Source organism: Chryseobacterium luquanense, assembly GCF_026460945.1.
Lineage (GTDB): Bacteria > Bacteroidota > Bacteroidia > Flavobacteriales > Weeksellaceae > Chryseobacterium > Chryseobacterium luquanense.
In genome coordinates this window covers 12,308-39,079 of the sequence record NZ_JAOVZV010000020.1, presented here as the reverse complement: position 1 = coordinate 39,079, position 26,772 = coordinate 12,308, and the positions used below count along the sequence as shown (strand labels likewise).

General features: G+C 33.5%; 28 protein-coding genes. 7 read left to right on the top strand and 21 right to left on the bottom strand.

From position 1 onward, the window contains the following. Positions 1-94: 94 nt before the first annotated feature. The 6 genes from OEA66_RS16860 to OEA66_RS16835 all read left to right on the top strand — a co-directional run bounded on the left by OEA66_RS16860 (position 95) and on the right by OEA66_RS16835 (position 5,323). Positions 95-523 carry a hypothetical protein gene (locus tag OEA66_RS16860; RefSeq protein ID WP_267282482.1) on the top strand — a complete coding sequence of 143 codons (429 nt, stop codon included), beginning with the start codon at positions 95-97 and terminating at the stop codon, positions 521-523. A 7-nt stretch (positions 524-530) separates the two neighbouring features. Beyond that, positions 531-1,511 carry a hypothetical protein gene (locus OEA66_RS16855; RefSeq protein ID WP_267282481.1) on the top strand — a complete coding sequence of 327 codons (981 nt, stop codon included), beginning with the start codon at positions 531-533 and terminating at the stop codon, positions 1,509-1,511. Positions 1,512-2,046: 535 nt separating this feature from the next. Further along, complete coding sequence (locus OEA66_RS16850; RefSeq protein ID WP_267282480.1) at positions 2,047-2,541, top strand: MepB family protein; 495 nt, start codon at positions 2,047-2,049, stop codon at positions 2,539-2,541. A 53-nt stretch (positions 2,542-2,594) separates the two neighbouring features. After that, positions 2,595-3,317, top strand: coding sequence for an AAA family ATPase (locus tag OEA66_RS16845; protein WP_267282479.1), 723 nt, complete (start codon positions 2,595-2,597; stop codon positions 3,315-3,317). Between the two features lie 131 nt (positions 3,318-3,448). Continuing rightward, positions 3,449-4,606: an alpha/beta hydrolase-fold protein gene (locus tag OEA66_RS16840; RefSeq protein ID WP_375379304.1), complete on the top strand. Its 1,158-nt coding sequence runs from the start codon at positions 3,449-3,451 to the stop codon at positions 4,604-4,606. A gap of 228 nt (positions 4,607-4,834) precedes the next feature. After that, positions 4,835-5,323, top strand: a complete 489-nt coding sequence (locus tag OEA66_RS16835; RefSeq protein ID WP_311136922.1) for a DUF6624 domain-containing protein — start codon at positions 4,835-4,837, stop codon at positions 5,321-5,323. A gap of 224 nt (positions 5,324-5,547) precedes the next feature. Here the strand turns inward: OEA66_RS16835 and dnaN are convergent, their stop codons facing one another. Continuing rightward, positions 5,548-6,678, bottom strand: coding sequence for a DNA polymerase III subunit beta (gene dnaN, locus OEA66_RS16830; RefSeq protein ID WP_267282476.1), 1,131 nt, complete (start codon positions 6,676-6,678; stop codon positions 5,548-5,550). Between the two features lie 117 nt (positions 6,679-6,795). On the opposite strand from dnaN, the gene OEA66_RS16825 reads away from it, so the two are divergent. Beyond that, the gene (locus OEA66_RS16825) at positions 6,796-7,152 is read left to right on the top strand and encodes a diacylglycerol kinase family protein (RefSeq protein ID WP_267282475.1); all 357 of its coding nucleotides are present in this window, start codon (positions 6,796-6,798) and stop codon (positions 7,150-7,152) included. Positions 7,153-7,347: 195 nt separating this feature from the next. On the opposite strand, the gene OEA66_RS16820 is transcribed toward OEA66_RS16825, so the two are convergent. From OEA66_RS16820 to OEA66_RS16725, 20 genes are all read right to left on the bottom strand, one after another. After that, positions 7,348-7,605 (bottom strand): barstar family protein, encoded by a 258-nt coding sequence (locus OEA66_RS16820; RefSeq protein WP_267282474.1) that lies wholly within the window; start codon positions 7,603-7,605, stop codon positions 7,348-7,350. A 129-nt stretch (positions 7,606-7,734) separates the two neighbouring features. Next, positions 7,735-11,427, bottom strand: a complete 3,693-nt coding sequence (locus tag OEA66_RS16815) for a phosphoribosylformylglycinamidine synthase (RefSeq protein WP_267282473.1) — start codon at positions 11,425-11,427, stop codon at positions 7,735-7,737. A gap of 10 nt (positions 11,428-11,437) precedes the next feature. Next, positions 11,438-12,769, bottom strand: a complete 1,332-nt coding sequence (locus OEA66_RS16810; protein WP_267282472.1) for an ArnT family glycosyltransferase — start codon at positions 12,767-12,769, stop codon at positions 11,438-11,440. A 41-nt stretch (positions 12,770-12,810) separates the two neighbouring features. Continuing rightward, complete coding sequence (purB, locus tag OEA66_RS16805) at positions 12,811-14,238, bottom strand: adenylosuccinate lyase (protein ID WP_065721045.1); 1,428 nt, start codon at positions 14,236-14,238, stop codon at positions 12,811-12,813. A 211-nt stretch (positions 14,239-14,449) separates the two neighbouring features. After that, positions 14,450-14,899 carry an SRPBCC family protein gene (locus tag OEA66_RS16800; RefSeq protein ID WP_267282471.1) on the bottom strand — a complete coding sequence of 150 codons (450 nt, stop codon included), beginning with the start codon at positions 14,897-14,899 and terminating at the stop codon, positions 14,450-14,452. 127 nt (positions 14,900-15,026) lie between these two features. Beyond that, entirely contained in the window at positions 15,027-15,455 is a 429-nt protein-coding gene (locus OEA66_RS16795) for an SRPBCC family protein (RefSeq protein ID WP_267282470.1), read from the bottom strand. A gap of 31 nt (positions 15,456-15,486) precedes the next feature. Beyond that, positions 15,487-16,320, bottom strand: a complete 834-nt coding sequence (locus OEA66_RS16790; protein ID WP_267282469.1) for an SDR family oxidoreductase — start codon at positions 16,318-16,320, stop codon at positions 15,487-15,489. A 127-nt stretch (positions 16,321-16,447) separates the two neighbouring features. After that, positions 16,448-17,314 (bottom strand): VOC family protein, encoded by an 867-nt coding sequence (locus OEA66_RS16785; protein WP_267282468.1) that lies wholly within the window; start codon positions 17,312-17,314, stop codon positions 16,448-16,450. Position 17,315: 1 nt separating this feature from the next. Then, the gene (locus OEA66_RS16780; protein ID WP_267282467.1) at positions 17,316-17,573 is read right to left on the bottom strand and encodes a DNA-directed RNA polymerase subunit alpha C-terminal domain-containing protein; all 258 of its coding nucleotides are present in this window, start codon (positions 17,571-17,573) and stop codon (positions 17,316-17,318) included. A gap of 17 nt (positions 17,574-17,590) precedes the next feature. Next, complete coding sequence (locus tag OEA66_RS16775) at positions 17,591-18,004, bottom strand: SRPBCC family protein (protein ID WP_267282466.1); 414 nt, start codon at positions 18,002-18,004, stop codon at positions 17,591-17,593. Between the two features lie 68 nt (positions 18,005-18,072). Then, positions 18,073-18,504: a VOC family protein gene (locus tag OEA66_RS16770; RefSeq protein ID WP_267282465.1), complete on the bottom strand. Its 432-nt coding sequence runs from the start codon at positions 18,502-18,504 to the stop codon at positions 18,073-18,075. A gap of 261 nt (positions 18,505-18,765) precedes the next feature. Further along, a complete protein-coding gene (locus OEA66_RS16765) occupies positions 18,766-19,221 on the bottom strand; it encodes an alpha/beta fold hydrolase (RefSeq protein WP_267282464.1) in 456 nt (151 codons plus the stop codon). Beyond that, positions 19,202-19,543 (bottom strand): alpha/beta fold hydrolase, encoded by a 342-nt coding sequence (locus tag OEA66_RS16760; RefSeq protein ID WP_267282463.1) that lies wholly within the window; start codon positions 19,541-19,543, stop codon positions 19,202-19,204. Before OEA66_RS16760 ends, OEA66_RS16765 begins: the two co-directional genes overlap by 20 nt. 1 nt (position 19,544) lies before the next feature. After that, positions 19,545-20,069 (bottom strand): DinB family protein, encoded by a 525-nt coding sequence (locus tag OEA66_RS16755; RefSeq protein ID WP_267282462.1) that lies wholly within the window; start codon positions 20,067-20,069, stop codon positions 19,545-19,547. Between the two features lie 153 nt (positions 20,070-20,222). Further along, positions 20,223-20,630 (bottom strand): VOC family protein, encoded by a 408-nt coding sequence (locus OEA66_RS16750; protein WP_267282461.1) that lies wholly within the window; start codon positions 20,628-20,630, stop codon positions 20,223-20,225. An 80-nt stretch (positions 20,631-20,710) separates the two neighbouring features. Next, positions 20,711-21,301 (bottom strand): Crp/Fnr family transcriptional regulator, encoded by a 591-nt coding sequence (locus OEA66_RS16745; RefSeq protein WP_267282460.1) that lies wholly within the window; start codon positions 21,299-21,301, stop codon positions 20,711-20,713. Between the two features lie 394 nt (positions 21,302-21,695). Beyond that, on the bottom strand, positions 21,696-22,907 hold the full coding sequence (locus tag OEA66_RS16740) for a DUF763 domain-containing protein (RefSeq protein WP_267282459.1): 1,212 nt from the start codon (positions 22,905-22,907) through the stop codon (positions 21,696-21,698). 247 nt (positions 22,908-23,154) lie between these two features. Then, the gene (locus tag OEA66_RS16735; RefSeq protein WP_267282458.1) at positions 23,155-24,033 is read right to left on the bottom strand and encodes a YitT family protein; all 879 of its coding nucleotides are present in this window, start codon (positions 24,031-24,033) and stop codon (positions 23,155-23,157) included. A 7-nt stretch (positions 24,034-24,040) separates the two neighbouring features. Then, positions 24,041-24,625 carry an HD domain-containing protein gene (locus OEA66_RS16730; RefSeq protein ID WP_267282457.1) on the bottom strand — a complete coding sequence of 195 codons (585 nt, stop codon included), beginning with the start codon at positions 24,623-24,625 and terminating at the stop codon, positions 24,041-24,043. Between the two features lie 129 nt (positions 24,626-24,754). Further along, entirely contained in the window at positions 24,755-26,761 is a 2,007-nt protein-coding gene (locus tag OEA66_RS16725; protein WP_267282456.1) for an adenylate/guanylate cyclase domain-containing protein, read from the bottom strand. Positions 26,762-26,772 lie beyond the last annotated feature (11 nt).

The window sequence follows — 26,772 nt, the reverse complement described above, 5'->3', positions numbered from 1 at the left end:
TGGTATTTGGTAGAATTTGTAAGGCAGTTGGTATAAAAAACCAATTGTCAAAGGGTTTTCTCTATTCCTTTGTCCTGTAAAATTTATTAAAAACATGGAACTAAACGTTTTTCAGAAACTCACGGAGCAGATTATACAAGAGTGTTATTTTATGACCGATTCTCAACAGGAAGAAAAAGTCATCCAGTTGATTGACCTTCATCATTTTATAGAATCTTACAATCAAAGCCTGAAAGTGATTGATTACATCCACCATCCGATCAATATCATCGAGGAAAACGGAGTAAAAAAAGGGATTTTATTTTACGACATGAAGCATTCTCACGCTTTAGATATTTATGAATCTGAACTTTTTAGAAACCATCATCAAATTCAGGAATTATGGTTTGTTTTTGTGGAAGAAGAAAGCGTTTCACAAGTTGAAAAGTATATCAATTTCATTCAAATGAATGCGATAAATACTTTTTACGACAGAATATTTATGTTCAATTTTTTCCAATCCACTATCAACGCAATCAAATAAAATTTCTATGAAAACATTTAAAAAAAATCTAATCACTTTCGTTATTATTCCTGTTGCAACGATGGTTTCAGCTCAGAAAAAAGACAGTATTCCCAACAAAGTCATTGCTTTTGTTACCGATAAATTTCCGCAGGCGAGAGATTTGAATATTGAATTTACACAAGTTACGCCTTACAAATTTTCGCCCGAACTCTATGGAAATGATTTGCCAGAAAACAAAATCAAATCTTTTCAGCAGGTAAAAGCAAATGCCAATGTTTATTTTATTAAAAACAGAAAATGGCTGTTGAGTGCATCATTAAATTATCGTTTTACGTCCATCAATGCAGAAAATAATATCAATTTATTTTCGGAGGAAAATATCAGCAAAGGAAGTTTCCATTATCATTCTGAAGCTGTAAATGTGACGCATTTCACCAAATTATTTAATAAAATAGCCATTTTTTCTGCTACTGCATCGATTGACGGAAGCGATCAGCATTTTGAAAGAATCAGAGGAATGGTGACCGGAAGTTTGGTTTTAAAAGCAAATGCAAAAACTAAAATGACCTTAGGAGTTGCAATTTTTGCTGATCCAAGCACGCCAATTCCTGCCCTTCCGATTTTTACCTATGAACATAAATTTGATAACGGCTGGGTTGCAGATATTATCTTACCAAAGAAAATTTTAGTAAGAAAAGATATTTTTTCAAACGGAAGAATTTCATTTGGTACTGAGATGGACAATACCTCATTTTACCTTTATCCATCAGGGAAAACTTACGAATTCAGACAATTGGAAATCAATTCCGGAGCTATCTATGAACACCATTTAGGAGGAAACTTTATCGGAACTTTAAAAACAGGAATCAGAGCAACTCCTGCATCAAGAATTTTTGAAAAGAATGAATCTCCGAGAGATTTTATTTTTGACGCCAATGCCAAGCCGTCTTTCTATTTTAATGTGGGGATTTCTTACAATCCTTTTGGAAAACCGAGAGTTAAGTAATAAAAATTGATGTTAAGAAATTGGTGTTTTTAATGTTTCAAACATTTAATATGCTTTACATTTCATTTCCTTGATATTGTCAACATGAAAACAACAAATACATAAACATTAACATATTCTCAATTTTTTACGAATTAAATAATTAAAATACAAAATAAATCACCCTAAAACTATTCAAAACAACAATAGCAAAATCATCTAAAAACACATTTACACACACATAAAACACTGATATACATCATAGTATTTTTATTTGGCATTCAAATTGAAAGCCGTAATATTGCATTATAGAATTCGCAATAAATATTAAAATAAATAAAAATTCAAAATTATGATCGCAATTATCGGAGTAGCAACATGTGCAGTATTAGTTTCATCTTACATCGCAACTGTAAAGAAGGAAAACAACTAATCAGTATTAAATAAACCTGCCTATTTAACAAATTTATCAGTTAGTATTATTTATGTTTGCAGTCAATGACTGCCCGCTGTTTTACTCAACCGGAGTAAAGCAGCGCAAAAAAAACATAACAAAATGATTACAGAACTTGAGCAACTTCAAAATTCAGTTTTTTCTAAGTTCAACTTAATCATTTCCCATCTCCAGCCAGATTCTGAATGTGAAGAATATTTTGGTAACAGCTTCCAATTAAATCAATTCAGCATTAAATTCAGAAAGGCTAAAATCACTCCCAAGAAAATCGGACAATTTGTAACTTTATGGAAAAGAAATCCTGAAAGCAAACAAACCGAACCTTTCACTTCGGAAGATCCTTTTGATTTTTATATTGTTCTCTGTGAGCAAGGCAAAAAATCCGGATTCTTCTTTTTCTCAAAACAGATTCTCATTCAAAAAAATATCATCACTACCCTTTCTCAAGATGGAAAGCGAGGTTTCAGAGTTTATCCAATCTGGGACTCTCCGGAAAATAAGCAAGCTATAAAAACTCAAAATTGGCAAAAAGATTTCTTTATTGATTTTGATAACAAACAATTCCTTAAGTTGTTTGAATCTATTCTAAAATCTTAAGGTTAAAATTTTAAATCAATTATCTTTGCAGCTCAATTTAATGCTCTGCAACTATGAATCTGTACAATCTTATTATTCAGGATAAAGAATCTGTAAAGCTCGATGATGTTTTTCTTGAAACTAAAAATAAAGAACACTTTGTACAGCTCATCAAAGAGCAAACCTACGCTAAAGAATTACAGGAATATGGACTTCCGGTCAACAATAAAATCCTTCTTGAAGGAAGTTCTGGTTGCGGCAAAACAATGACTGCAAAAGCGATTGCGAATGCTCTAGACAAAAATATTATCATTCTTAATCTAAGTAATATTATTTCCTCAAGAATTGGTGAAACTTCGCAAAATATTAAAATGATTTTCGACAAAGCAGCGAGAGAAAGATCAGTTCTATTCCTTGATGAACTCGACCAAATCGGAAAAGCCCGTGGAAGCGACGATAAAGATGTCGGCGAAATGAGAAGGTTAGTAAATACCTTAATTCAGCTGATTGATTATTATCCTGAAAATGCTTTATTACTTTGTGCTACCAATCATGCAGAAATCATTGATACCGCTATCATCAGACGTTTTCAACTGAAAATAAAGTACGAAATGCCTTCCCAAGAGTTTCTGGATTCTTATTATGACAGTCTTTTATTAAAATTCCCTGAAGACTTGAGAAATATTGAGAGGAAGTATGATATTTCTTTTGCAGAAGCGAAGGATTATACTTTTACGGTGGTGAAAGGGAATTTGATTGAGAGGTTGGAAAAAGAAAGTAATTTAAAGCCATCTTAACATTAATTGAAAAGTCTTATGATGCTAATTTTTTCATTAAGGCTTGAATTAAAAATTGTATTTTGTTGGATATTTCTTTATTTTTAAGAATTATAAAAAGAAATCATTTTAGATTTAAATAAAATCAGATTATGAGGCCAACTTTTGTGTTATTTTTCATTTTTACGTTTTTACATACTACCCTATTTTCACAAAATTATGAACGGTACAAAAAGCTTCAGGACACAACAATAAAATCGAAAAACCTGGGATTTGAAAAAAAAATTTCAGTGACAGTTCCCATAGAATGGCAAAAAGGAACGAAAAATAATTTTCCGCTGATTATTGTATTTGACCGACAAAATAAAAGAAGTCATAACTATATCATTAACACCATTGACTATTTGACGAGTACCGAACAAATGCCTTCGTCAATTATCATGAGTGTAGAATCTGAACAGCGATATCGTTACATTGAGACACAGTACAAAATTTCTGATAAAAAAGGACTTGCCTCTGAAAATGAAAAATTCATTTTTGACGAACTAATCCCGCTTGCTGAAAAAGATTATCATGCTTCTGCTTTTCGATTATTAATCGGGCATTCCAGATACGGATATTTTACAACGTCACTTTTCAGTTCAAGAATTAATGATTTAAACGGTGTTATTTCCATGAGTCCATTTTTTATTCAGGAGAATGTTGATTTGACAGATTCAATTAGTAAACTAAATGATCTCAACTACAAATCTAAAAAATATTACCGTTTCGCAATAGGCAACGATTTTCCGGATGATTTTAACAAGATGGATTCTGTTATTAAGAACAACATCAACAATCCTAAATTAGATATTAAGTCCTATCGTTTTAATGAAGCGCACCATGATACAACACCAGGTTTATTAATAAGCAATGCGCTCTATGAAATATTTGAAAATTGGTATTCTATACAATCAAAATATTCATCAGTAAAGCAAGATGATTTAAGTATCAAACCATCTCTTGAAAAAGAAATAATATCAAACTACGGAACGAACCTCAATTTCTCTCTTGGTATTCTAAATGGAAAAGGATGGCATTTCTACAATGAAAAACACTATGATAAAGCGATTCAGGCTTGGCAAATTCTAATGGATACTTATCCCAATTTTTCAGAAGGTTATTTAAATATCATCAATGCTCAAATTAAATCAAAAAAGAATTATCTTAAAACATCTGAAAATTTTAAAAAATCTTTGAGTGATTCTGAATTTTATACTGAAAAACAGAAGAAGGAATTGGAAATCGAATTTGAGGAAATGATTAAATGACTTTTTTCATTTTGGTTTGAATTAAGATTGTTTTAAAATTGAAAATTCTTATTTTAGCGTAATTATAGTTTGGATTTGCGCAATGCGTCAATCCAAAAGTTATATGTAATATAAACCAAAAATAGAAATGAAAATAAAAAAATATTATTCAGTATATTAACCGCTCTTGTTTTAATAATATCAATATTCCTTTATATAAATAGGGATAAATTTGTCTATGTAGGTTCGGTGGATATTATTGAAGTCGATTGCAGCAAAAAACGACAAATCCTCAGCGAAGTTTTAGAAAGTGACCAAAGGATTAGAAAATCAAATGAACTCATCAAATACGCTAAAGAAGATCACAGGAATCAAGAATTAGTGATTAGCATTATTGAAAAGTGTGATATGCCAACATTAAAGGAGGTGGGTCCAAAACAAATGGATGCAATCTGGTTGGGTCTGCAACATAGTACTAAAGAAATAAGAAAAAAGTATTTTCCACAAATAGAGAAAGCGGTAGAAAATGGAGACTTATCTAAACAGCAATATGCATTGATGAAAGATAGGATGTTAATGGATGAAGGAAAACCCCAAATATATGGTTCACAAATAGAAAATGGTAAATTGTATAAATTAGAAAATCCTAAAACTGTGAACGAAAGAAGAAAAGAAATGGGACTGGAGCCAATAGAGGATTATTTAAAGTATTTCAATATTCAGTTCAATCCGAATTAAAATACTACACATAATATTGTATTTACAAAATGCGGGGTTTTTGTCAAAGTTGAAAATTTTCACTTTTTTTGTCGCCAATACTTTTTCCGTTAATCGTAATTACTTGATAGCTTTTTAAAAATTTAAAGAGTCTTCAAATGATCAATTTTAAACATAAAATATTGCACAATAAAACAAAAAGGATTTCAAAATTGAAATCCTTTTTTACTTATATTTTTTTAATACTACAATCCGATTACTGGCATTGAAAGCATTAAGATGTTTTCGTTTTCTTCAAGACCGTCAAGCGGCTCGATGATTCCCGGTCTGTTTGGCTGAGACATTTTCATGGTAATATCGTCTGCTCCTAAAATACCCAACATTTCTGTTAAGAATTTAGAACTAAAACCAATATTGATATCTTCACCGTTATAATCACAAGGAATCTGCATATCTGCTTTATTTGCATATTCCGTATCTTCTGCGTGAAGATGAAGAATGTTTGCAGACAATTTAAATCTAACCTGATTCGTTGATTTATTAGACATAATTGACGCTCTCTTAATTGCTCCTAATAAAAGGTTTCTGTTAATCGTCAATACATTTGGATTCTCTTTCGGGATTACCGCAGTATAGTTAGGATATTTTCCGTCGATTAATCTACAAATCCAGATATGTTTACCAAAAGTAAATTTAGCCATATTCTCGTTGAAGTCAATCGTAAGATCTTCATTTGAGCTTGCTAAAATATTTTTGAAAATATTCAAAGGTTTTTTAGGCATGATGAATTCCATTGGTTCGGCATTCATCAAGTCTGTTCTTTTATAAACTACCAATCTGTGAGAATCTGTAGAAACAAAATTTGTTTCATTTTCCCCGAATTGGAATAAAACTCCCGTCATTACCGGACGAAGAGAATCATTACTTGTTGCAAAAAGCGTGTTCGTTAAAGCTTCAGACAAAACTCCTGCAGGCATTGTTACAGATTGCGCTGCATCAAATTCAGGAATTTCAGGATAATCTTCTGCGTTATCTAATGCAACTGCAAAATTATCTTTTTCGTCTAAAATCTCAAGCAAACTACCTGTACCCTCAGCATTGTCTTTCACTGCCAAAGTAAGAGGTTGCTCACCATACGTCTTGATAAAATCTTGAAAAATTTTAGCAGGAACAGCAAATTTACCAGAATCATCAGACTTTACTTCCAGAGAAGTAATAAGCGTAGTTTCGCCATCGGATGCAGTAATAGTAACGTTGTTTTCGTTTAATTCAAAAAGATAGTTTTCTAAAATCGGTCTCGACTGAGAACTTGATATTACGCCACTTACAGTTTGTAAAGCCTTCTGCAGTTCACCACTTGAAATAATAAATTTCATAGATTTAAAAATAAGTTTCTACAAATATAACAAATACAAAACAGATAGAAAAAAATAATGTTGAGAGTTATTAACAACCATCAAAATAAATTTATCTTTGTTAATAATCAAATAACGATGCGCAAACCGCCTATTCATAAAAGTTTACTGAATGCTTTTCGAGGTATTTTCTTTATGCTTAGATCTGAAAGAAATTTTCAGCTTGAAGTTTTCGCCTTTTTCATCAATATTTTTCTGATTTTTTATCTAAAACTGTCAAGTTTTGATACAATTCTCATCCTTATCGTTTGTTTTGGAGTTTTAGCAGCTGAAATTTTCAATACAGCAATCGAGAAAATTTGTGATATCATTCAACCTGAATTTGATAAAAGAATTGGTTTTATAAAAGATATTTCTGCAGGAGGAGTTATTTTAACAGTAGTTCTATCTGTAATTGTAGGGATTTTGGTTTACTGGAAATATATTTTTGTATAAAATTTCACCTTTGTAATCACATTTATATAAATATTTGCGGTATTCGTGAAAATATTTGTGTCATTCGTGTTTAAAAATCAGTCTAAAATCAATTGTATATTTTGATGTGATTCAATTATTTCGATCAGGATTTCATACAAGGTCTGTCCGTTTCCGGCAATCAAATCATCCATTTTTTTTTGAGCTAAATTGATATTAAAAGGCTTTCCTTGTCTGATTGAATTTCTTTGTCACTTCTAATCCTAAATCTTCCCTTGATTTTTGAGAATCTTTCCAGATCATTTCACCTTTAAATCCATACAAAATATCATCAAATCCATCGAGGGTACCGACTTTCCAATCTTCATCTTTCATTAAAACCTGGGAAACTTCTTCGTAAAATCCTGCTAAATCAGAAAAACGGCTGCCATTGATGACAGCAGATTCTCTTTTATTTTTATTTGAAATATTCAATTTAATTATAAATATTTCAACAGACAGTTTTCCTAAAACCTAACGGGTTTTGAAAAACCGTTAGGTTTGAAAGTCGTATTTTAAACTCAGTATTTTTAAAGCCAAAGCAAATTGCCAAAAGCAAGCCGCCTACTTAAAGTACTCCACTCCGTTTTTGAAGATGTTATGATAATTCGCAGTCGGAATATTTTTCATCAGACCTTCTGCAAAACGTTCAGGGTGTCCCATTCTACCATAAATTTTTCCACACGGACTTGTGATTCCTTCAATTCCGAACAATGAGTTATTAGGATTGAAAGGCATTCCGTGAGCGATGTTTCCATCGAAATCTAAATATTGAGTCGCAATCTGCCCGTTTTCATACAACTTCTGAATTTCAGCTTCTGAAGCCATAAAACGACCTTCACCGTGAGAAATTGGGATGGTGAATACCTGATCTTTCATTCCTTTTAACCAAGGCGATTCGTCATTCAGAACTTTCACATTCACCATTTGAGAAATATGTCTTCTGATCGCGTTGTGTGCCAAAGTCGGAGAATTTTCATCCAGGTCTTTAATTCTACCGTAAGGCAATAATCCTGACTTCACCAAAGCCTGGAAACCATTACAGATTCCAATGATCATTCCGTCTCTGTCGAGCAATTCGTGAACGGCATTTCTCATCTTTTCGTTCTTCAAAACATTCACGATGAATTTAGCAGAACCATCCGGTTCGTCACCCGCAGAGAAACCTCCGGAGAATGCTAAAATCTGCGACTGTTTAATTTCTTCTACCCATGCATCGATGCTTTCGTCAAGCAACTGATGATTGATATTAATCAAGGGCAAACTGCTTACAATCGCTCCTTCTTTTTGGAATGCATTCAGTGTATCGTATTCGCAATTTGTTCCCGGGAAAACCGGTGCGAAAACTCTCGGCTGAGCAATTCCGTGTTTTTTAATGACAATATTTCGTGGTTTAATTGAGTTCAGATTTGAATCTAATTCAACCGTTATTTTTTCTTTTTCAACCGTTGAGAAAAGGTTCTCAAAAGTATTTGTATTCTCTTCAAGTAATTTTTCGATTTCAAAATTCAAACCACTGATTTTGAGAATATTTGAATTTTCGACTTCACCGACTAATTGAACATCAACAGAACTTAATTCTTCAGTTGATTCAATGATCAGACTTCCGATATTTTTTGCCAATAAAACGCTCTCATCAGCAACGGTTATTTCAGCTCCCAATCTGTTCCCAAAACTCATTTTAGCTAAGGCAACTGCAACACCTCCTTCTCTCACAGTCTTCACTGAAACGATTTTGCCGGCCTTGATATTTTCGAAAATCAATTCAAAAACTGTCTTCAGATTTTCATAGTTTGGAAGTCCATTTTCCTGTGGAATATGGTTGAAGAAATACAGTTTATTACCTGCCTGTTTAAATTCCGGAGAGATCACATTTTTCTTTTCACCGTTCGCACAAGCGAATGAAATCAATGTCGGCGGAACATTCAAATCATGATACGTTCCACTCATTGAATCCTTACCTCCAATGGCCGCCAAACCAAGATTAATCTGAGCATCGTAAGCTCCTAAAAGTGAAGCCAAAGGCTTGCCCCATTTTTCAGGATTCTGACCTAATTTCTCAAAATATTCCTGAAAACTTAATCTTATATTTTTATAATCGCCACCCATCGCAACGATTTTCGCTACACTTTCAACGACTGCATAAGAAGCTCCCAACAATGAGTTTTGCTTTGAAATTTCAGCATCAAATCCCCAACTTGCAAAGGAAACAGTTTCAATATCTTTTGCTCCTAAAATAGGTAGTGTTTGAGCGCTTCCTTCCATCAAAGTCTGCTGGTATTTTCCGCCTAAAGGCATCGCAACCGTAGTCGCACCAATTGATGAATCAAACATCTCCAATAAACCTTTTTGAGAAGCAACGTTTTTATCTGCAAGAATTTTCAAGAAATTCTCTTCATTGAAAACCTGAGTTTCTTCTTTCACTTCATTAAGATGAGTAATCTTAACTTCCTGACTTTTTGAACATCCGTTCGTATCGAGAAATTCTCTTGATAGGTCAACGATTTTATCACCTTTCCAGAACATCTGCATTCTTCCAGAATCTGTCACCTTTGCAACTTCTACAGCCACAATGTTTTCTGCTTCACAGAATTTGATGAACTGTTCTTTATCTTTTGGCTCAACCACAACCGCCATTCTCTCCTGAGATTCAGAAATGGCAAGCTCAGTTCCGTTCAAACCTTCGTATTTTAAAGGTAAAACATCGAGATTAACCTCCAAAGAATCAGCGATTTCACCGATCGCTACGGAAACTCCACCCGCTCCGAAATCGTTTGACTTCTTAATCAGTCTCGTAACTTCAGGATTTCTGAACAATCTCTGAATTTTACGTTCTTCAACGGCGTTTCCTTTCTGTACTTCAGAACTCATTGTGTGGATTGAAGTTTCGTCCTGTTCTTTTGAACTTCCGCTTGCTCCTCCAACACCGTCGCGACCTGTTGCACCACCTAAAATGATGATCGAATCACCAGCCTCAGGCTTTTCACGTCTTACCCAGTCCACAGGAACGGCGCCGGTAACAAAACCAACTTCCATTCTTTTTGCTTTGTAGCCTTCATCGTAGATTTCGGAAACCATTGTGGTCGCGAGACCGATTTGGTTACCGTAAGAAGAATATCCGTTCGCAGCCTGTTTTGTGATTGTTTTTTGAGGTAATTTTCCTGGTAACGTATGACTTACAGGTTCCAAAACATCAGCAGCACCAGTTAATCTCATCGCCTGGAAAACAAATGAACGTCCGGACAAAGGATCTCTTATGGCACCACCTAAACACGTTGAAGCACCTCCGAAAGGTTCAATTTCTGTCGGGTGATTGTGCGTTTCATTTTTGAATAACAAATACCAAGGTTCTTTTTTACCGTCATATTCAGCTTCGATCTGAATGGTACATGCGTTGATTTCGTCAGAAACCACCAAGTTCTCCAGGTTTCCAGTTTTATGGAAATATCTTCCGCAGACTGTAGCCAAATCCATTAAAGAAATCGGTTTCAATTCGCGTCCTAAGAATTTTCTTTTTTCAATATAATCATTGAAAATCGTTTCCAATGTATGTTTAAACTGTCCTTCAAATTCGATATTTGACAATTCTGTTTCAAACGTTGTGTGACGACAGTGGTCGCTCCAATATGTATCTAAAACTTTAAGTTCCGTTTCCGTAGGATTTCTTTGTTCAGATTTAAAATATTCCTGAATGAATTTTAAATCATCCAGTCCTAAAGCAAAACCGTGATTGTTAAAAAATTCTTCAAGCTGAGCATCATCAAAATTGATAAAACCTTCGTGAACAATCACTTTTGACGGTGTTTCTTCTGCAGGAATATCTAAAATTGATAAATCTTTTTCCTGAGATTCTACTTTATTGATCAAAAGGTCTTTAATTTTCGCCAAATCAGCTTCAGAAACACCTTCGAATTCGATCAATTTTCCACTTCTCACTTTAGACTTCTCATTTTCAGTCAGTAAGGCGATACACTGTTGAGCAGAATCCGCACGCTGATCGTACTGCCCAGGTAAAAATTCTAATGCGAAATGAGTTCCTTTTGCAGGATTTTCTTCGATTAAAATATCAGTAACCGGATCTACAAAAGTGCTGTTAACCACTTTTTCAAATTCACCGTCGTTTAATCCAAAAATATCGTACACGTTGTACACTTTTACACTTTGGATCGACGGGACCACCGCTTTTACTTCATCAAAAATTTTTGGACTTTCTACATCGAAAATTCCTCTTTTTTCTACGAAAATTCTCTTGTTCATTTTTACTTTATTATCTGTCAAAATTAAAGGGCTCCAATAAGCTTTCGCCATATTCAGAAATATCATATTGATTAAAAAACATTACTTCTTGCTCAATACCTTTTGGATAAAATACTTTATAACCTTTAGAAATATAATATTCTACTAGTTTTAAAGTAGGATTACCTAAAATTTTAACATTTTCATTTTTACTTTTATTTTGATACTTATATAAATAGCAGTTATAAAAACCACCTGTAATTAATAATTTCTTATTGTTTTTATGAAGAGAAAATTGTTCATATAAAGAATGAGCATATTCTAAATAATCATTTTCCATTTTCTCATTTACAAAAATAGCACCTTTTAATTGAGTTTTATGTGAACTTACATAAATAACAAATGGACTTAAAATAAACAAAGAAAATATGATATTCTTTACCATTTTATTCTGAATCAGAAATACTAAAACCAATATTACAAACGGAATCAGCGGTATATTATAATAACTTTCAAATGGAAATTTTAAATATAAAAAGCTCGTTGTTAAAATCATTAATCCCGAAAAAATCAGAATTTCTTTATTTCTCTGAAAATTCTTGATTAAATCTTTTTGAAAAATTATATAAATCAATCCTATCAACAGTCCTAGAAGTCCTAAAATACCATAAATGTACATCGTATATTGGCTTACCATACTTTTAATATCAACTGAACTTTCTCCAACATCCGGGAAAATACTCAATGAATACTTATTAAAAACCGGAATGAAAACTATAGCAAAAGTTGATAAGGCAACTCCAAACATCAAAAAATAGTCTTTCAAAGACCTGATTCTAGCATTAAAATATAAAAAGTACACAATCGGCAATAACAATAAAACATTTGTAAATCTTGTACCTACCATTAATCCTAATGCCAATCCTGCCCAACCAATATATCTTTTTAAAATAAGCCATATTGCTAACATCAGGAAAAACAAGCTCCACATATATTCCATGTTGCTTGTAGATGCTATAAAAACAGCCTGCACAAAACCGAGAGCCAATGCAGCCATTGTTTTATCTTTAGCATCTAAATGCCCTAATATTTTATAAAAAATCACACAACAAAAAGCTGTGAATAAGACACTTAATACATTAAGAACAAGCCAAGCTGTATTTCCAAAAAACGAAGCCAGATATTCTGAAACAGGATACCCCGGAAGTCGTGATGCTCTATAAATTCCCGTCTCCTGAATTTTCTTTCCTGTCTGAAGTACAAGCCAATTATCAATATCCAATCCCGGACTATTCCAGATAAATGGTAATCTTGAAATGACTACTGCAAAAAAAATAAATGTAATATTAATTTTATCTTTCATGTAGGCTCAAAAAATATGCAGCCCAAAAGACTGCATATCAATTATACTTTAAGATCAGCTTCTAATCCTATCAGATCTTTGTTTGCGTCAATTATCGGCTGAACTTCATTTGCGATAAATTCTTCCGTCTGAATTGGTGCAAAACCTATGAAGTTTTTAGGATCAAGAACTTCTTTTAATTTTGATTTGTCTAGCTTTAATGAATGATCGTTTAAGATTCTTTCAATCAAATCGTTTTCCTTACCTTCTTCTTTCACTTGTTTAGAAGCTTCCATTGAGTGAACTCTGATTACTTCGTGGATTTCCTGACGGTCACCACCAGCTTTCACTTCTTCCATGATGATGTATTCTGTCGCCATGAAAGGAAGTTCTTCCATAATATGTTTGTTGATTCTGTTTGGATAAACCACGATTCCATTCATGATGTTGTTCCAGATCAATAAAATTGCATCAACTGCTAAAAACGCCTGTGGAATCGTCAATCTCTTGTTTGCAGAATCATCCAAAGTTCTTTCGAACCATTGAGTTGAAGCCACCATTGCAGAACTTGTCGTTAAAGACATGACGTATTTTGCCAATGCTCCGATTCTTTCGCTTCTCATTGGGTTACGTTTGTAAGCCATTGCAGATGAACCGATCTGGTTTTTCTCGAATGGTTCTTCAATTTCTTTAAGATTTTGAAGCAAACGTAAATCGTTGGTGAATTTATGTGCAGACTGAGCAATATTTCCTAATAAAGCAACCACTTTTGCATCAATTTTTCTGTCGTAAGTCTGACCCGAAACTCCGAAAACTTTTTCGAAACCGAATCTTTTTGACAATTCTTTATCTAAATGTTTTACTTTAGAATAGTCCCCGTTGAAAAGCTCAAGGAAACTTGCAGCAGTTCCTGTCGTTCCTTTTACCCCTCTGAAACGTAGCGTTTCAAGGAAGAAATCAAGCTCTTCGATATCAAGAACTAAACTTTGTAACCAAAGTGTCGCTCTTTTCCCAACAGTTGTTAACTGAGCTGGCTGGAAATGGGTAAATCCTAAAGTTGGAAGATCTTTATACTGAATTGAAAAATCAGCTAGATTTTTCATTACGTTAACCAACTTTTTCTTTAAAATTAAAAGTCCGTCACGAATTTGAATTAAATCTGTATTATCTCCTACAAATGCCGAAGTTGCTCCCAAGTGAATGATTCCTTTTGCTGAAGGCGCCACATCACCATAAGCGTGAACGTGTGCCATTACATCATGACGAAATTTTTTCTCGTATTCAGCAGCTTTATCATAATCGATATTTTCAGCATTGGCTTTCAGTTCAGCGATTTGCTCATCTGTAATATCAAGACCTAAATCTTTTTCAATTTCAGCAAGGGCAATCCAAAGTTTTCTCCAATTTTGGAATTTGTTATTATGTGAAAAGTTAAATAACATTTCTTCGCTGGAGTAGCGCTCTTCCAATGGATTTTTGTAGGAATTCATTCTTTCTTTTACTTTTTAGATGCACAAAAATACGGATTTTGATTGAGAGAGAAAAATTGTGAAACGGGTTTTGAGTTTTGTTTAAATCAAAGCTATTATTCTTTTAATTTTAATCAATTTCACAGATTTTCACTGATGATTAAATATTTTTATAAAATTAAAAAAGAGGTTTCTTGTGAAAACCTCTTGACTGAAAACTATTTTGTCTATATTATCTCACTTCAGAAAGCTCTTTCACAATCTGTAAACCTTTATTAAAACCTTCGTCCATATGATCCCGCCATGCTTTTTCAACCTGAACTTCGGTGTGAAGTTTTGTTTTTCCATCGAAATCAATCAGAATATATTTTTCGAAACAGCCGCTCCACTCCATCACTTCTTTGCTTTGAGTATCTTCATTTCCTTCTTTATCTACCATTCCTAAATGTTTAAAAATAATCTGATCAGGTTTTTCTAAGCTGTCAATTGTAGAAACCATTCCTGCACCTTCTGCATTTACAAAATAGGTTTTTCCACCGACTTGCCAATCGGATTTTATGGTTGATGCAGAATCGGGATTGAAAAATTTTGTCCATTCACTGTAAGTTTCGCTTCCCCAAAGAATATCCCATATTTTCTGTTTAGGCGCATTGATGATAATTTCGTAAGATAGGGTTTCCATATTTTTTATTTTTGAATTATTTTAAAAACAATAGCATAAATTTTAGCACTAATAACACAATTAAAATTAACAATCATTCATAGTAATTAATTTATTACTGAAATTCATCATGCAAATTGTGTTTTATTTACAATTGATTTTCTGCTAAATTTTTCACATTCTGTAGTGCAACTGGAAATTTATCTTCGAAAAAACTTTTAAATTCTTCAGAAGTTTTTATTCTTGCAACTAGTTTTGTACCTTCTTCTGTCTCTTCTAAAATGTAAGATTCTGTTGCATCACCCCAATCTTGTGGAACTTCTACTCCATCGAAGATTTCCCCAAGATGAAGAAAAGTCATTTCTTTGCTAGGATCATTTTTCAGAACACGACTGTACATTCCGTTGTTGTTTGGATCAAAAAATTTCACAATACTATCTTGTTCCCAGGTTCCTATATAAAATGAACCTTCGGTGAAAGCTGAAGTCCATTGTCTGTAACTAAAATCATCCCAAAGTACAGTCCATACTTTTTCAGGAGATGCGTTTATTTGAATTGTATATTCTAAAATTTCCATAATTTTTAAGTTTAGGTTTTATGTAAATTATTTATCCGCCGACAAAATCTCCGCCATTGATGTGAATGATTTCGCCTGTAATAAAACTTGAATCTTCGGATGCCAGAAAAACATAAGCAGGAGCAACTTCTGAAGGTTGACCAGCTCTTTTCAGCGGAGTATCTTTTCCAAATGAGGCAATATCCTCAAACGTTTCTTTCACTAAAGGTGTCCAAATCGGGCCAGGTGCAACTCCATTAACCAAAATTTTCTGGTTGGCAAGATTTACGGATAGTGACCGGATAAATGTTGCGATCGCACCTTTCGTTGCTGAATAATCTATTAAATGATCACTTCCACGATACGCTGTAACAGAGGTTGTACAAATAATTCTTCCGCCTTTTTTTATTAAATCCAAACAATCTCTCGTAAAAGAAATCATCGAAATAATGTTAATATCAAAAGTTTCTTTTATCTGTTCATCTTTAATTTTTTCAATATTTGTTTTTGGAAACTGAATTCCGGCATTATTAACTAAAATATCAAAGGTTTTCCATTGTTTTTTGACTCTTTCGAGACATTTGGTCCTAAATGTTTTTTTAGAAATATCACCTTTCATTAAAATACATTGCTGTCCTTCTTTTTCAACGAGTTTTTGAGTTTCCTTGGCGTCTTTATCATTTTCCTGATAAACAATAGCTATATCCGCTCCTTCTCTCGCAAAATGTACGGCAACTGATTGCCCGATTCCGCTGTCACCTCCAGAAATAATGGCTTTTTTATTGAGTAACTTTTTACTTCCTAAATAATTTTTTCTAATAATTTCAGGATACAACCCGTCTTTAGGCACTTTTGATAATGATTTTGACTTGTTCTGTGTCTTCATAAGCAAATCTTTTTATAGAAAAGTATCAAACAGCAAGCCGAAGAAGGAAAGCTGGAAAATTTGATGATGGAAGCTGGAAGTTTTAACTACCCAAAATAGCTTCTCACATCTAGCTTCCATCACCCAACTAAGAAATATAAGCTTCTTCCAAATCTTTGATAACAATCTTCTGCATTTTCATCATTGTTTGAACTACTTTTTGAGCTTTTTCCTGATTTGAATCGTTCATTAATTCAATTAATCTCTTAGGAACAATTTGCCAGCTCATTCCAAACTGATCTTTCAGCCAACCACACATACTTTCTCTTCCACCATCTGAAATAAGAGAATTCCAAAGATGGTCGGTCTCTTCCTGATTACCTGTCATCACAACCATAGAAATTCCTTCATTAAAATCAAATTGATGATCATAGGAATTATCCATGCAGAAAAAACTGTAGCCGTCGATTTCAAAATGAGCATGTTGTACATTTTCAGGAACTTCATGGCTTTCATTACCCACACCTTCTCCGTATTTTAAGACACTTACTATTTTTGAATTTGGGAAAATTTCTGTGTAAAACTCCATTGCTTTCATAGCTTTTCCGTTATTCTGATGAATAAACATTAAAGTCGGAATAATTTTTTGTTCCACATCGTCATTTTCACCCAAGTAAACCTGCCAAGTCACCCCAAAACGATCTCGAACCCATCCGTATTTTTTGCTCCAAGGATATTCTCCTATTTCCATCAAAGCTATTCCTCCATCCATTAATTGATCCCAATATTTCTGGACTTCATCTTCAGTTTCACAGATAATCATAAAAGAAACTGAAGCGTTTTTCTTAAAGTGAGGACCACCGTTTAAAAGCATTAATTTCTGTCCGAAAACATCAATATTCATTACTACAGGTGTATCAGCAGTGATTTTTCCATCGAAAACTTTACAGTAAAATTCTGCGGATTCTTTTGCATCACCGTCGTACCAAAGACATGGGAAAATATTGTTATTCATTTTAATAATTTTTAAAAGAAAGATGATTTTCTTTCATATAAAGTTTAAGTTTTTCTACTGTATTTTTTCCGAAACCATGCATCTGCAACAGCTCTTTTTCAGAATATTCGGAAAGTTTTTCCAAAGAATTGATTTTCTCTTTTTCCAAAGCACGTCTTGCTGGTTTTGCGATGACACCTTTAAGAAAATTATTTTCCACGACATGATTCATTATACAAATTGAGCTCAAACATTTCGCCATAATGATCAAATTTATCATGATTAAAACTTTTGAGGTTAATTTTCTTCCACGTGTTTATGGAAATTATTCAGAATAGCGTACCAACCGTCTCTCTGCATTTCAACAGAATTTTGAGTTTCAGGATCAAATGTTATGATAACCTTTGTCGTACTTTCGTCAATATTTTCAAAAAGTATCTCCACATTTCTACCATCTTCCATGTGATATTTAATTTTTTCAAAAGGAATAACTTCATCATACATCCCCTCAAAATCGAACCCAAAACTTCCGTCTTTAGCTTCCATTCGGTTTTTGAATTTTCCGCCAACCCTCAAATCATTTTCCGAACTCGGGCAATGCCATGATTCGTGAGCAAAATTCCATTGAATGATATGTTTTGGTTCGTTATAATAATCCCAAACCTTTCTTACAGGTGCCAAAATTGTGATATCTATTTTAATTTTATCCATTATTTTTGTTTTTAATTGGTAAAAAGAAGTGCAGTTGAAAAGCTACCTTCTGTCATTTAAATATAAAACTATTTTGTGTATTCGTCGTTATAATTAATCATCCAATGTACCCCATATTTGTCTTGAAAACTACCAAAATAATCTCCCCAAAACTGGTCTTCAAGTGGCATTTCGATATTTCCACCTTCCGAAAGTCCTTTGAAAAGTCTGTCTGCTTCGTCTCTTGATTCCGGGAAAATTGAAACATAATTATTGTTTCCAACATTCAGTTTTTGTCCAAAACTTGGAACAATATCCGATGCCATCAACAAATCTTCGCCAATCGGAAGTGCAATGTGCATCACTCGGTTTTTTTCTTCGTCAGTAAGATTTTCTGTTCCGGGAGCATTTCCCATTTTGTAAATTTCACCACGAAATTCTCCACCAAAAATGGATTTGTAAAATGTAAAAGCTTCTTCTGCTTTACCATCAAAATTTAAGTAAGGATTTAATTTAGCCATGATTTTTATTTTTAATTAATATTTTTTGTTTGTAATCTGCCATTGCGAGGAGATTACGATGTGGCAATCTTATGCTATTTTTTAACGCAAAGAGTACAAAGGTTTTCCTCTAAAATGTTTAAAATATTTTTCGTTCGCAAAGGCGTTTCACTCAGCAAAAACAACTATGCACAATCTTTGTATGCGTTTGTCATTCAAAACGAAGCGCAGTGTAGTGAAGAATCTGTTTAAATAAAGTTTGAAATTTGTTAAATCAATTTTTTAATTATTTAAAAATTTCTCAACCTCATTTACTGTAAACTCAAGCAGCTTTTCATTGATATTACCTGCAAAATCTGCCATCATGTAAGAACCATGGGTTGCAGGAAGAATCATCAATTGAGAATTCTCTACCAAACGCCACATTTCGACAACGTGTTCAGGTTTCATAACGTCTTTATCACCAGAAATAAATAATGTTGGAGATTTTATTCCTTTCAAAGTATCTTCGTTCCAGTCTACGAAAGTCTGCATTCTTTTGCTGTCTTTCTCGAACATATTTTCAAGTGCTGAAAAGTCCGGATTTAAGTTTAAAAAATTGGTTTTCAAAGATTCCGGCATCGATTCTAAACTTGAATCCATCATTCCTTCGAAAAAGCCATCCACCATTCCGTTTCTTTTATAAAATGAAGAAGCAACAATGAGTTTTTCAACCAAATCAGGAAAAAAGATGAGCAATTTGCATCACAGTATTTCCACCGTTGCTAAAACCCCAAAAAGAAGCTTTTCCAATATTAATTTCTTTCAAAAGTGCAGCAACATCTTTTGCATCCTGCTCGAAAGTTTCGGGAATATTTCGATGCTCTGTCATACCGTGATTTTGAAGATCAATTCCAATGAGTTGAAATTGGTTTTCAAGTCTTGGAATAATTTCTTTAAAATCAAACCGAATAGAACCAGCTCCTCCATGAATCAGCACCAAAGGCTTTCCAGAACCATAGATTTCATAGTACATTTTGATTCCGTTAATTTTTTTATAACCTTTTACTACCAGATTCATTTTAGTATTTTAAATCAGTATCAAAGTCATATTTCATTCCTTCATAATTCATAATTCTGCGCATTAAACCGATTTGCCCGCACAGATAATCTTCACGACCGATGCACATTCCGACAAAATTCAGAACATTTTCAGGGAAGAAATCGATATTCATTCCCATAGGAAATGCTTTATCTAAATCTTCATCCGTTGCTTCCAGTAATTTTTGATAAACCAACGGTGAAATTTTATGGAAACTAGCTTTAAGCTGTTCTAAAGTTGGGTATTTAAAACTTTCGTCTAATGCTTTTCCCTGAAAGAAATAATCTTTGAATTCAAATTCTTCATTCAGTCCTAAAACATTTCCTAATGCAAAACGCATATCAAGAAAGTTTCCGACCATCCAAATGATATGATTGGTGCGTCCTTCAATTCTCTTTAGGGCATCTTCTTCTGAAATTCCATCAAGAACCATCAGAAAACTCTGACTGTGACCTCGAAATGCAGGAATGATAATGTCTAATTTTTTTGATTTTGGGGTGTCCATAAGTTTGATTTTTTGTTTTTATTTTTCCCACAGATTTCACAGATTTTCACAGATTCTTAAAAAATTCATGAAAATTTACTCTCGCAGATTTGCTGATTACGAAGATATTTTTCATCTTAATTGTGGAAAATATTTGTAACATTAGTTTTTAAACTATTCTGTCGGCATTTGCGACATATCGGCAAAAGTGACATTCCAGCCATGCCCGTTGATGTCCCAAAAAGAATTTTGATACATCCATCCGTAATCCTGTGGTTCTTCGTGTTGATAAGCGCCATTTGCAACGGCTGCATTTACAACTTGGTCCACTTCTTCACGGCTGCTTAAACCAATCGCAACCAAAACCTGTGTCGTGTCGCCTTTCGGAACTGGTCTTTCAGAAAAAGTCTGGAAATATTCTTCTGTCAAAAACATGACATAAATAGTATCGCTCATCACAACACAAACTGTTTTCTCATCAGAAAACTGTTCGTTAATAGTAAACCCAATATTCGTCCAAAATTCTTTTGTTTTCTGAATATCTTTTACCGGAAGATTGACATAGATTTGATTGATTTTCATTTTTGTAATTTTTTTTAGTGTTAAACTTTTAATCAAAATTACCAAGTCAGAATGAAAATCAACTTGCCATAAGACAAGATTTAAATTTTCTTGGGATGCGAAACCAATTCTTTGCGAATTCTGCTCAACGAAGTATCTGTCACACCAAGATAGGAAGCAATTTGCTTTAATGGTGCAAACTGTATCACATGAGGTTTTTGTTCTAAGAGATTGAGATAACGTTTAGTCGCAGAAAGTGTGAACATTTCTACTGAACGCTGTTTATAACTGAAAAGTTCCTGAGACATCCAGGCTCTTCCCCACTCGCTCAAATTCTGGATTTTGTGATATAGTTCCTGAAAAGTCTCAAAATCTATTTTCCAACATTCGCAATCTGTAATACAAATAATATTTTCCTGAGTAGGGATTCTCTGAAATAATGATGAAACTTCGATAATGATTTCATTTTCAACAAAAAAATGGGTGGTAACTTCGTTTCCGTTAAAATCATTAACAAAAGAACGGGCTAAACCTTTTTCAAGAATAAAATATTCGTTGGAAGTTTTTCCTTCTTTAAGAATGAAATCTCCTTTCTGAAAAATAACTTTTTCGTGAGCTTTAATTATTTCTTCCAATTCTTCAGGAAAGAAAAAAGGAAAATCGTGGTAAACGTTAAAAGCTTTTGTAGTCATTTAAAATATTTTTCAAGCCTTAAAATTAAATTTTTTATTGGAATTGAAAATGAAATATTATTTATTAAATCTTTTTCTCATTTATCATTTTGTAGAAATCTATATTATCTTAAACTGTTCAGGATCTTTCGGAATGACAAACTGTATGCAAATGATTTTTATTTCCCATCAAATTTATGTGAATATTATCTGTTGGACTTTATGTAGATTGATTTTGAATACAAACACCCTTGTTTTAATTAAATGTAAAATGACTTTTAATTAAAACACTCCTGTTTGGACTTTGTGTAAATTGATTTTGAATACAAACAACCTTGTTTCAATTAAATGTAAAGTGAATTTTAATTAAAACATACCTGTTTGAACATAATGTATAATTAATTGGTAGTATTTTCTAAAATAGAGAAAGCTGAATTGGTTTTGGAGGAGCCGGTTTTTCAGCGTCTCCGAAAACGGTTTTGCCACCGAATCGCCATGAATTTTGTCTTTCTTCTTCAATCACTTTATTGATATCGAAATCGGGCGTAAAATTTTTCTCAGCTTCAGAAATGATAGTGTGAAGTTTGTTAATCGACTGCAATTTATCTGAATTTCCGAGCTTTGATTTTTCAATTCCTTTCTGTAAAATATTGATCGTTTCATCGTAAACATTGATCGGAACTGGAAACGGATGACCATCTTTTCCTCCATTAGCAAAGGAAAATCTTGCAGGATCTCTGAACCTTGAAGGCGCTCCGTGAATAACTTCGCTGACCAAAGCTAGGCTTTGTAAAGTTCTCGGTCCTACACCTTTTAATAAAAGCAATTCTTCAAAATTCTCAGGCTGATTTTCTCTGGTCATGTACAAAAGTGTTCCCAGTTTTTTCAAATCGACATCAGAAGCACGAACATCATGATGTGCAGGTAAAATCAAATTGGCAAAATCCTGCATGATCTTTTCTGAATTGGTGTGAGAAATTTCTAAAATTCCTTTCCGGCTTTCATGAGCTTCATGAGCTGTTAAATTCAGGATCTGACCTTGATTGATTCCCTGAATACCTTTGTGGGGTTCGTCAACAAAAGATTTCATGTTTTCGGAATGCCAATGATAGCGGCGCGCTGTTCCGTCTGAATCGTTCATTCCCTGTTGAACAACCGACCAGCTTCCTTCATCCGATAAAATAAAATTATGAAGATATAATTGATATCCATCCTGAATTGCAGTATTATCAACCTTTGCCGAGAGTTTACTTGCACGAACCAAAGCGTTTCCATCCAATCCTGTTTTATCAGCAATGACTAAAAGTTCATTGGGAGTTTCTTTTGAAAACCTACCTTTTCCGCCACAAATATAAATTCCAAGCTCTTTAGAATTTGGATTAATGCTACGTTTTAAAGCGCCCATTACAGAAGTTGTGATTCCTGAAGAATGCCAATCCATGCCCATCACCGCGCCAAAACTCTGAAACCAAAACGGATCTGCCAATCTGCGAAGAACTTCGTTTTTTCCGTAATCAGCCAACATTACTTCTACTATTGAAAGCCCGAGAGTTGCCATACGTTCGTACAGCCAAGGTGGTACTTTGCCGTAGTGAAGGGGTAATGTTGCGGTTCCGGAGCGTTTCATTAGGTAAAGGTAGGTTTAAATTATAAATTATTCTGATGATTTGAAGCAGTTTTAAACACAAATCACACAAATACTTTTCAAAAATTTTATAATAGAATACATAAGTTTTTGGACAAACCCTTGTCTTAATATAAAGTAAAAATGGGATAAAAACCAATTCCTATTGATCCGGTATCTTGTGTCTTAATCAATAAAAAAGCCTTGCGAAAAAAATTCTACAAGGCAATATTAAATATTTATTTAAACTTTAATGCTTTATAATTTCCTTTACGATTCCGCCCTGAGGTTCTCTGACGGTTTGGGTGAAAATAAATGCTTTAGGATCGATGGCGCGAACGATATTCTGTAGTTTTCTAACTTCCAAACGAGTTACAATCGTAAAAATAATATCTGCCTCTGCACTTTGTTCAAAAGATTCTTTCATAAAACCTCTTTCGCCTTTGTAAACTGTAATTCCTCTGTTCATCGTTAAAACCAAAGCTTTCTTGATTTCTTCACTGTTCCCGGAAACAATGGTTACTCCTGTGTAAGCTTCAATTCCTTCGATCACATATTTGGTGATCTGACTTGCCACGAGATAGGTCATAATCGCATATAAAGCGGTTTCAAATTTAAGAAAAACGGTTGCGATGATAAAAATAATCACATTCATTCCCAAAATAATTTCAGTAATACTGAAACTGCTCTTTTTGAACGTCAATAATGCTAAAACTTCCATTCCATCAAAGGTTCCGCCACCTCTCATGGATAAACCGATTCCAATTCCCATGAAAAATCCACCAAATACAGCAACCAATAGTTTGTCGTGTGTCACTTCCGGAAAAGGAACGAAAGAAATGGTTACAATGATTAATAAAATTGTCAAAAAACTTCTGATGGCAAAGTGTTTCCCAATTTGAAAATAAGCTAAAACGATAAAAGGAATATTTAAAACCAATAAAACAATCCCCAAATTCCAATGATAAACTTCGTGCAGTAAAAGTGAGATTCCTGTTACGCCGCCATCTAAAAAGTGGTTGGGAACGAGAAAAGATTTTAGAGCAAAACTCGCAGAAATTACACCTAAAACCAGATAAATGATATCTGAAATGGTAAAAAGCGGGCCATGTTTAGTTGCTGAGCTCATAAAAGGGTTAGTCGTTTTTTAGTTTTGTTTTAATAATATTCAGATTGTCCTGTTTTTTATCTTTCCTGCTGTTGATGGCAGTTTCGGTAAAATAATGATGACTTTCCAGGAATTTTTCCTGCAACAGATTCCAGTCACGTTCTGAATTGACGATTCCAAACATCGAAAGTTCTTCAAATAATTTGTCTCCAATTACAAAGAAATCGTTTCTCCCTAAATAATCCAAATCGGCATCAGCTAAAATCTGTTCCAAATGATTGTGCGGCGTCTGAGGAATTTTCGTTGCCATGATCATTCCTTGGATTTTATCGAGCTGATTCTGAGAATATCCGTATTCTAAAAGATATTCAGCTGCAATTTCGCATGATTTTTCTTCATGGTTTTTTGAACCGAATAAAAATCCTGTATCATGAAATAAGGCTGCTGTTTTCAGCAACAACAAATCTTCATCGTTTACTTTCTCAGATTTTGCAATTTTTTCGACAGAATCGATAACGTCTTTTACGTGCATCACGCTGTGATAGGAAAGATGCTCAGGAAGATTTTCTCTGAGTCTTTTTATTATTATTGTATTTAATTTTTCGTATTCCATATTTTAAAATAGAAAATGTGTTTCTTGTATATTTAAACGCAAAGTGCGCAAGGATTTCTTTGAATATTATTCTGCAAATTTAAATTCGCAAAGGCGTTTCACTCAGCAAAGGCAACAAAACTTTTGTGGTTAATCCTTTTTAGTTTCAAGAGCAAAATACATATCCATATCGCCTTTTCCTTTGGTGTGGATTTTTCCTCTGTACTCGCAATGAACTTTATCTTTTACCAACTGATAGGTTGTTTCAGAGATATTTATTTTTCCTTTTTCACTGTTCTGCTCCATTCTTGCGGCAGTGTTTACGGTGTCGCCCCAAATATCGTAAGCGAATTTTTTCACCCCGACAATTCCCGCAATCAGGGAACCTGAATTGATTCCGATTCTGATATCCAAAGTATTAGGATTTGTCTTTTTCCTTTCTTCAATAAAATCAATGATATCCAAAGCTACCAAAACCGTCTGGTAAGCATGACATTCATTTTTGAGCGGCAATCCGCAAACCGCTAAATAGGCATCACCAATGGTTTTAATTTTTTCTAAACCATGCTTTTCCATGATCATATCAAATGCCGTAAAACAGTCGTTGAGTTCAACCAACATTTTTTCGGCACCCAGCTTCTCTGAACTTTGGGTAAAATTAACAAAATCAGTAAACAAAACGGTGACTTCGTCATAATATTTGGCTTCCGAACTTCCGTTTTCCTTTAATTCTTCGGCCACTTCATGTGGAAGAATATTTAATAATAAGTTTTCTGTTTTTTGCTTTTCTTTTTGAAGTTCTTGTGTACGTTCATTGACTTGATTTTCAAGTAAATCGTTTTGGTTCTGAAGAATTTGCTGTTTTTCCTGTTCCTGTTTTAAATTTACATCAGAAAGTCGATTGACCTCGTCCAACTGTTTTACCAAACTTAAATTGGTTGATGCAAACTGCCATCCAAGATAAGCAGAAATTGAAATTGGAAAACTTACAATAACCAAAACAAGCAGAGACAATCCAAATTCATCACTTGAAAGCATTTGAGGAGTTGCAATATTTAATGATTCTAAAATATTAAAGATGATGGTAAGAATAATAATTGCAAAGAATGTAAGAATTCCTCCACCAACAATATAGGCAGATTTTTCTCTTCTGATCATTGCTCTGATAATGAGATACAGAGATTCAAACCAGACGAAAAACAGATAGAAAAAAACAGTACTTATTGCCGCTGCCGCACTGAAATAAAAGACAATAAGAAGTAAAGCTGCGATAACCAGCAAAACTTTTAATCTGATCTTACTTCTTCCAAATAAAGTATTGACAAAACCAGTAAGTGATGCCCCGAAAGCTACTATTGAAAGGAATGTAAAGAAACCATACAAATCTATACTTGCCGGATCATCCATTTCATAAAACAAAAGAATCATATAGCTCAACAAACCTATCGAGAGATTGTATATTGAGAAATACAGATTGTAAACCGCTTTTCTGTAAAACAAAAATAAGAGGAGATGAATGAAACCTAAAGCAGAAAAAACCCCACAAATGAGCATCGTTATGAAATTGAATCCTTCGGTCATTTCCACTTTTTCATCCAAAAACTCTTTGGCTGAAGCCAACTCTACATCTAATGCTATAGGACTGTAATTGATGATCATTTTCTTTCCTCCCACAACGGGTAAAAAACGAATGGCTAAAACGTTGACTTCTGTATTATTTAATGAAAAAAGTTCGGGAAGTTCATTTTTTATTTTAAATTCTCTTGAAGCTCCTTTTCCGATTTTTCCGACTGTTTCGATTTTTTTACCATTAAGATAAATTTCTGAAGCTCCAATCTGTTTTATATCAAAACACAAAGATTTGTTAACAGATGCGGAATCTATTTTAAAATAGTAACGAATCCAATAGACCTGATCTTTTTTGTATGATTTTTTTGAACTGATGTCCGTACTTTCCCATGCAGAATCATCAAATTTTGGCAATGCAAAAGCCTGATTATCGCCTGCAATAAATTTACTTTCTTCAATGGCTGCACCAGATTCTATATCTTTTTCAGTAAAAATTCTGGGTTTCTCAAAAGAATTTTGTGCAAAACATAAATTTTGTAATGCAATAAAGGCAAAAAATAAAAATGTAAAGAGTAGATTTTTTTTCACAATTATTAAAA

Coding starts and splice junctions, on each gene's coding strand:
- OEA66_RS16860 (WP_267282482.1), top strand. CDS start 95: ATGGAACTAAACGTTTTTCAGAAACTCACGGAGCAGATTATACAAGAG.
- OEA66_RS16855 (WP_267282481.1), top strand. CDS start 531: ATGAAAACATTTAAAAAAAATCTAATCACTTTCGTTATTATTCCTGTT.
- OEA66_RS16850 (WP_267282480.1), top strand. CDS start 2,047: ATGATTACAGAACTTGAGCAACTTCAAAATTCAGTTTTTTCTAAGTTC.
- OEA66_RS16845 (WP_267282479.1), top strand. CDS start 2,595: ATGAATCTGTACAATCTTATTATTCAGGATAAAGAATCTGTAAAGCTC.
- OEA66_RS16840 (WP_375379304.1), top strand. CDS start 3,449: ATGAGGCCAACTTTTGTGTTATTTTTCATTTTTACGTTTTTACATACT.
- dnaN (WP_267282476.1), bottom strand. CDS start 6,678: ATGAAATTTATTATTTCAAGTGGTGAACTGCAGAAGGCTTTACAAACT.
- OEA66_RS16825 (WP_267282475.1), top strand. CDS start 6,796: ATGCGCAAACCGCCTATTCATAAAAGTTTACTGAATGCTTTTCGAGGT.
- OEA66_RS16815 (WP_267282473.1), bottom strand. CDS start 11,427: ATGAACAAGAGAATTTTCGTAGAAAAAAGAGGAATTTTCGATGTAGAA.
- OEA66_RS16810 (WP_267282472.1), bottom strand. CDS start 12,769: ATGAAAGATAAAATTAATATTACATTTATTTTTTTTGCAGTAGTCATT.
- purB (WP_065721045.1), bottom strand. CDS start 14,238: ATGAATTCCTACAAAAATCCATTGGAAGAGCGCTACTCCAGCGAAGAA.
- OEA66_RS16800 (WP_267282471.1), bottom strand. CDS start 14,899: ATGGAAACCCTATCTTACGAAATTATCATCAATGCGCCTAAACAGAAA.
- OEA66_RS16795 (WP_267282470.1), bottom strand. CDS start 15,455: ATGGAAATTTTAGAATATACAATTCAAATAAACGCATCTCCTGAAAAA.
- OEA66_RS16790 (WP_267282469.1), bottom strand. CDS start 16,320: ATGAAGACACAGAACAAGTCAAAATCATTATCAAAAGTGCCTAAAGAC.
- OEA66_RS16785 (WP_267282468.1), bottom strand. CDS start 17,314: ATGAATAACAATATTTTCCCATGTCTTTGGTACGACGGTGATGCAAAA.
- OEA66_RS16780 (WP_267282467.1), bottom strand. CDS start 17,573: ATGATAAATTTGATCATTATGGCGAAATGTTTGAGCTCAATTTGTATA.
- OEA66_RS16775 (WP_267282466.1), bottom strand. CDS start 18,004: ATGGATAAAATTAAAATAGATATCACAATTTTGGCACCTGTAAGAAAG.
- OEA66_RS16770 (WP_267282465.1), bottom strand. CDS start 18,504: ATGGCTAAATTAAATCCTTACTTAAATTTTGATGGTAAAGCAGAAGAA.
- OEA66_RS16760 (WP_267282463.1), bottom strand. CDS start 19,543: ATGAATCTGGTAGTAAAAGGTTATAAAAAAATTAACGGAATCAAAATG.
- OEA66_RS16755 (WP_267282462.1), bottom strand. CDS start 20,069: ATGGACACCCCAAAATCAAAAAAATTAGACATTATCATTCCTGCATTT.
- OEA66_RS16750 (WP_267282461.1), bottom strand. CDS start 20,630: ATGAAAATCAATCAAATCTATGTCAATCTTCCGGTAAAAGATATTCAG.
- OEA66_RS16745 (WP_267282460.1), bottom strand. CDS start 21,301: ATGACTACAAAAGCTTTTAACGTTTACCACGATTTTCCTTTTTTCTTT.
- OEA66_RS16740 (WP_267282459.1), bottom strand. CDS start 22,907: ATGAAACGCTCCGGAACCGCAACATTACCCCTTCACTACGGCAAAGTA.
- OEA66_RS16735 (WP_267282458.1), bottom strand. CDS start 24,033: ATGAGCTCAGCAACTAAACATGGCCCGCTTTTTACCATTTCAGATATC.
- OEA66_RS16730 (WP_267282457.1), bottom strand. CDS start 24,625: ATGGAATACGAAAAATTAAATACAATAATAATAAAAAGACTCAGAGAA.